Source organism: Aphanizomenon sp. UHCC 0183 (genome assembly GCF_009712065.1).
In the GTDB taxonomy this organism is placed as follows: Bacteria; Cyanobacteriota; Cyanobacteriia; order Cyanobacteriales; family Nostocaceae; genus Dolichospermum; species Dolichospermum heterosporum.
Genome location: NZ_VILC01000149.1, coordinates 1 through 6,387 on the forward strand (window position 1 = coordinate 1; position 6,387 = coordinate 6,387).

The window sequence follows — 6,387 nt, forward strand, 5'->3', positions numbered from 1 at the left end:
GCTATCTACAGTTGTGGTGTCCATAATGATGTAGTGTTATTAGTTTTTTTCGATGGTTGACAAATTTCGATTACAGCAAAGCTGGTGTAATAGATAGTTCCACGCTAGTTACACAGGTATTTGCCATAAATCTGCATTGAGAAATAGCTCTAGGCTGTAGTTGAGTGGCTAGAGTGTTGGTGATAGTATGGACAGAAGTTCATACCTCTGGGGTAAATATGTGTGGTTGCCCCTAAGCTTGAGTCGCTAGAGTAACTTTTGATGGAAATAAGGGAATAGTAGTTAATACCCTGGTATGACGAAACTTCCCTGGCTTGCAGTTGAGTAGCCAGAGTTGGTGGAGATAATTTTTTCGGATGGTCAGATACGGTTAGTTTCTATGCCAGATCAAACTCTCTTTATATCCATATTTGTGTACCCAATTTTTCACCTCATATAATCAAATCCAGGTCTATTTAAGACTTGGGGTTTTTGCCGACTACACCCAGACGCGGGAAGATGCTGAAGTTTATGCCTGATTTGATTTAAGGACTCTTAGTTTTTCACTAACGAGAAAGTTTACTTTGATTGCCCGAAAACAGTATAGCCTAGATATTGTGTTATTAGTTGTGAAGTTTCTGTGAAGTTGAGGTCAATAACACGCAAATTCCTGAGTTGGGCTTTTATCATTGGCTGTAAACATGACAATCTGTTTTAGTCTGCGGTTATGATACTTGATATCAATGGGAAAAATTTCTCTTCCCTGTTCTCAAGTCCAGATTCCTATAACTTAATCCCTAATTGTTAATGTCCAATCCGGACTTGTTTTAAATATTCTGACTACTTTTGATCTACTGTCTTTACCAGTAATCCTAATGTGTGGTTAATGCTGGGGCTGGTGTTTAATGGGTAAAAATGGGGATTTTTAGGAAAAATGTCTGCTACTGGTTGTCAACGGGGTAAACTCTGGAAGAAGGAGTTCAGGAGTCAGGAAGAAGGAGTCAGGAAGAAGGAGAAGAGGAAGTCAGGGAGTCAAGAAGAAGAAGAAAATTTCTTTCTCTGCTTCTCTTGCTTCTCCTATTTTGTTATTTGGCATATACTCTACCTTTCCATGCGCCTCCACGACCTTGCCAATGTTGCAATGCTGAATTTATTGTCATACAAGTATACATAAAAGCAATAATGGGTAAGCTAAAAGCAAAAACGAAGGAGCATTTGTAAAAGCGAGTAATAGGGAAGTAAGCAAAAGTCATTAGCAGGTATCCGATGACAGAGGTGAGGGTAATTATCCAATTCCCGAATACCAGTCCTAAAATAATTCCTATTGGGGGGACTATATAAACTAAGATCATTCCTAAGAGGCTACCTAGGAGGAGAAAGGGGGAATAATTTAGTTGTGTATAAGCACTTCTGGCGACCATATCCCAAATTGTTTTAAGGGAATCGTAGGGGCGTAAGCTACGGGTGAGAGTGCTGAGTCCTAACCAGATTTTTCCCTTGGTTGATTTGACGGCTTTGGCTAGGGAACAGTCATCAATTAGGGCTTGACGAATAACTTGTAATCCACCAATTCGATTGAGGGCTTCTTTCTGAATGAGAATACAACCTCCGGCGGCGGCGGCGATCGCTTTTTTGGGGTTATTTACCCAGGAAAAGGGATAGAGTTTTTGGAAGAAGAAGACGAATGCGGGTATTAATAGTTGTTCCCAAAAGCTTTGACAGCGTAATCGTACCATGATGGATACGAGGTCTAATTTCTGTGCTTCGGCTTTGGCAACTAGGCGGCGGAGGTTACTGGGATGATGTTCTATATCTGCGTCAGTAAGTAAAAAATAGTCTGGTTTTAATTGGCTGGCTGTTTGTACACCTTGTTCCATTGCCCATAATTTGCCTGTCCAACCCGGAGGTAATGGGGGGCTGGATATAATCTGCAATTGTGGGGTTTTGTCGAGGGCGTGGGCTACTCCTTGGGCGAAGTTGGCTGTACCGTCGCTACTTTGATCGTCTACTAGAAAGATGGTAAATTTACCAGGATAGTCTTGAAGGAGGAGCGATCGCAAGCTAATGGGAATGACATCGGCTTCATTGCGGGCGGGAATGACTACGCACACTGTCGGTAAGGTGTTATTCTCAATATTTTTGTCTGGCGTTGCTTCTAATTGGTGATTAATTCGCCAAAATTGCCCCCAAAATAAGATTAAAAATAACCAAATGACTAAGGATAGAAGGGTCAAACTCAAGATAATTGTTGCCATAACTGTTGCTATACTCCAATTTAAAACTTAAAAAACACATTTAATTGTCACTGACTTGGACAGAATACAATGTTTGCTGATTTTGGGGAAGAATTTTCTCGTAATTCGGTTATGTTATTAGATACTTGAGTTTGGTGCTGAGGTAGGTATTTGATGGAAACACAAGATAGAACAAAAGTCAATAAAGTTGTTGATGCGATAGCCGCCAGTCAAAAACATCTGCTTTCTATTCAAAATCCCGATGGTTATTGGTGGGCAGAGTTAGAATCTAATGTTACCATCACTTCGGAAGCTGTTTTACTGCATAAGATTTGGGGAACTGATAAAACCAGACCTTTGCATAAAGTTGAAAATTATCTCCGTTCTCAACAGCGAGAACATGGAGGTTGGGAGTTATTTTATGGTGATGGTGGAGATTTAAGTACAACCGTAGAAGCTTATATGGCTTTGAGGTTGTTAGGTGTATCCCCTACAGACCCAGCATTGCTAAAAGCGAAATCCCTAATTTTAGCTAAAGGTGGTATTAGCAAAACTCGGATTTTTACAAAATTACATCTAGCTTTAATTGGCTGTTATAATTGGCGCGGACTGCCTTCTTTGCCACCTTGGGTAATGTTGCTACCCGATAATTTTTTCTTCAATATTTATGAACTTTCGAGTTGGGCGCGTTCTAGCACTGTACCTTTATTAATTGTCTTTGATCAAAAACCTGTCTTTAAAATTGATCAGCCAATTAATTTAGATGAATTATATGCTGAAGGTGTGAATAATGTCCGTTGGAAATTACCAAAAAATGGTGATTGGTCAGATATATTTAACATTCTGGATGATGGTTTTAAATTAGCAGAAAGTCTGAATTTTGTCCCTTTTAGAAATGAAGGGATTAAAGCGGCAGAAAATTGGATTTTAGAACGTCAAGAAGTTACAGGTGATTGGGGGGGAATTATTCCCGCTATGTTAAATTCTCTATTAGCTTTAAAGTGTTTAGATTATGATGCTAATGATCCAATTATTGAACGAGGTTTAAAAGCAGTTGATAATTTTGCTATTGAAATAGAAAATAGTTACTGTGTCCAACCTTGTGTTTCTCCTGTATGGGACACAGCTTGGGCAATTCGGGCTTTAATAGATTCAGGTTTCGCGCCAAATAATGCCCCTATTGTCAAAGCTGGAGAATGGTTAATAGAGAAACAAATTCTTGATTATGGTGATTGGAATGTCAAAAACAAGCAGGGAAAACCCGGTGCTTGGGCGTTTGAATTTGAAAATCGTTTTTATCCAGATGTGGATGATTCCGCTGTGGTTGTCATGGCTTTACATCAGGCTAAATTGCCACATGAGGAACTAAAAAAACAAGCCATTAATAGGGCTTTAAATTGGATTGCGACAATGCAATGCAAACCTGGTGGTTGGGCAGCTTTTGATATTGATAATGATCAAGAATGGCTTAATGCTGTACCTTATGGTGATTTGAAAGCGATGATTGATCCCAATACTGCTGATGTCACAGCTAGAGTATTAGAAATGTTAGGGGCTTGTAATTTATCAATTCAACCAAATAATTTAGAAAAGTCTCTAGATTATCTTTTGAAAGAACAAGAAACTGAAGGTTGTTGGTTTGGACGTTGGGGTGTAAATTACATTTATGGAACTAGCGGCGTTTTATCAGCTTTGGCTTTAATTAATCCTTTAAAATATGCTGGAAATATCAATCAAGGTGTCAATTGGTTAGTGAAAGTACAAAATTCTGATGGTGGTTGGGGAGAAACTTGTTTTAGTTACAATGATCCTAATTTAAAAGGAAAAGGTGACAGTACAGCATCCCAAACTGCATGGGCTTTAATTGGGTTAATAGCAGCAGGTGAAGCTACGGGAAAATTAGCTCTTGATAGTATTGAAAAGGGGATTAATTACCTGCTAGAAACGCAAAAATCCGATGGTACTTGGGATGAAATTTACTTTACCGGCACGGGCTTTCCTTGTCATTTTTATTTGAAGTATCACCTTTATCAACAGTATTTTCCTTTAATGGCTTTGGGAAGATATCAAGCAATTCGTTAGAGGATATTTGAAAAGGCTAGTTTCATCCTGCACACAGACAAAAACCACCTTCATGGGTTTCAAGCCCTTAATTCTTTGTTAGCCCATGCAGGTGGTCACTGAGCAGTTCGACAAGCTCACTGTAACACTTGTCGAAGTGTGAACTTTGTTTGTGTAGCAGCTTTTTAAACTCTGAATTTTTACATAAATATAGTTGTTTTGTAACCGTTCAGGGGGGGTAGAAGAGCGATAGCGTAAGCGCTGCTGCAAGCAGTTCGTTAAAAATTACCTCCAAAATGTGATAAATTAAGTGACATGGAACTAAATCGCGTCAATCACTTAGAACAGATACCTCCAGAAGATTGGGGTAAGACTCCAGCCAGCGTCAAGAAACTGGTGGAGGAAATGGCGCAGGAAATAGAACAACAGTCAAAGAAACTAACAGAAGTCCTGACAGTTCAAGAACAGCTATTAGAAAAAATAAATAGGAGTTCCGTTAACTCATCATCACCACCATCAAGTGACCCACCGGGATTTGGAAAAAAGCCTGTAAAACAAAAAAGCAGCAAAAAAAGAGGGGGTCAAGCAGGTCATAAAGGAAATAGCCGAGACTTATACCCAATCGAAGAATGTAGGGAAGTCATAGAACATCATCCCGAAGAATGTGTAAATTGTGGAGCTACCCTGACGGGAGTTGATACAAACCCCTATCGTCACCAGATAGTAGAAATTCCACCCATCAGTCCCATAGTGATAGAGCATCGTCTACATCAATTGACCTGTAAAGGATGTGGCACAAAGACCCGTGGGACATTACCAGAAGACGTGAATCCAAGTGGTTACGGAGTCAGAGTTGTAGCTCTAGTGGCACTGCTAAGTGGAGTCTATCGCCACAGTCACAGAATGGTACAAAGTGCGATGGCAGAAGTGTTTGGAATTTCAATATCGTTGGCAACAGTCAACAAACTCAGACTAGAAGCAAGTAACGCAGTGGCAAGTTGTGTAGATGAAGCCAAAGAATATATCCAAAATGCCCAAGTTGTTGGAGCAGATGAAACCAGCTTTAATCAAGGAAACATTGACGGGTTTAATCCTGAACAGAGAAAAGCTTGGCTATGGGTTGCAGTCACACCTCTGGTAACATTTTTTGAAATTGCTCTGACTCGTTGCACCCTCAAGGCAAAGAATTTATTGGGTGAAAACTTCAGGGGCATTTTGAACTCCGACCGTCATGGTGCTTACAACTGGGTCAGCTTGGAACGTCGGCAATTATTTTGGGCGCATCTGCGACGGGAATTTATCAAAATCTCGGAACGAACTGGAGTATCGGCAGAATTGGGAACTGCACTGGTCAAACAGCAGGAGAAGTTGTTTGAACTTTGGCATCGAGTTAGAGATGGTACTTTAAGTCGGAGTGAGTTTACTGAGATGGTGGTTGAGATTCGTGCATCCATCAAAGCAACTTTACTCGAAGCTGATAACTACGAAATTACATCACGGGAAAAAACACCCCTGGCAAAAACAGTACGCACTTGTCGTCAATTACTCAAGGTTGAGTCGGCGATGTGGCTATTTGTGACAACTGTTGGTGTTGAACCCACTAATAATGCCGCAGAACGAGCTATTCGTCCTGCTGTGATGAAAGCGGCGGACTAGTTTTGGCTCTCAAACTCAGGCTGGTAGTGTTTTTGTGGCTCGGATGTTAACTGTGGTAACAAGCCTCAAGTCCCAACAGCGTAATGTTTTGGAGTTTATGACGCAGGCTGTTCTTGCTGCTCGTGGTTCTACCACTGTGCCTTCTTTGCTTCCACAAGTTACTGCTGATTCTGATGATTCTGACTTGTTGAAAGCTGCTTAATTTTATTGCTGGATTTTGGGGGTTGTTTTTCGTTTTCTTTGTACCCCCTGAACGGTTACGTTGTTTTTGTCTAGAGATGGTCAATTTGTACAGTGCATAAGCCCTAATTATTATCCAAATTTTCCGATAAAAAGTTAAGTAAATGCAACTCACCATCAACTCACCATCAGTAGGTTTCGCGCGTAATTGATGAATTTGTTCTACTAAAAACAAACCCCCTCATTATGTAATGAGAGGGCTTATTGTAAGTATTAA

At 40.3% G+C, this 6,387-nt stretch carries 2 protein-coding genes and 1 pseudogene; 2 read left to right on the forward strand and 1 reads right to left on the reverse strand.

Annotation, left to right across the window (positions count from 1 at the left end; all coding sequences use genetic code 11):
- Positions 1-1,064: 1,064 nt before the first annotated feature.
- Positions 1,065-2,234: a glycosyltransferase gene (locus tag FJR37_RS25290; RefSeq protein ID WP_039203979.1), complete on the reverse strand. Its 1,170-nt coding sequence runs from the start codon at positions 2,232-2,234 to the stop codon at positions 1,065-1,067.
- A gap of 153 nt (positions 2,235-2,387) precedes the next feature.
- Between FJR37_RS25290 and shc the strand changes: the two genes are divergently transcribed.
- On the forward strand, positions 2,388-4,295 hold the full coding sequence (gene shc, locus FJR37_RS25295) for a squalene--hopene cyclase (RefSeq protein ID WP_039203981.1): 1,908 nt from the start codon (positions 2,388-2,390) through the stop codon (positions 4,293-4,295).
- 294 nt (positions 4,296-4,589) lie between these two features.
- Positions 4,590-6,132, forward strand: a pseudogene (locus tag FJR37_RS25300) (IS66 family transposase).
- Positions 6,133-6,387: the final 255 nt, after the last annotated feature.

Excerpts from the sequence above, each read along its gene's own strand:
- shc (WP_039203981.1), top strand. The coding sequence starts at position 2,388 with ATGGAAACACAAGATAGAACAAAAGTCAATAAAGTTGTTGATGCGATA.
- FJR37_RS25290 (WP_039203979.1), bottom strand. The coding sequence starts at position 2,234 with ATGGCAACAATTATCTTGAGTTTGACCCTTCTATCCTTAGTCATTTGG.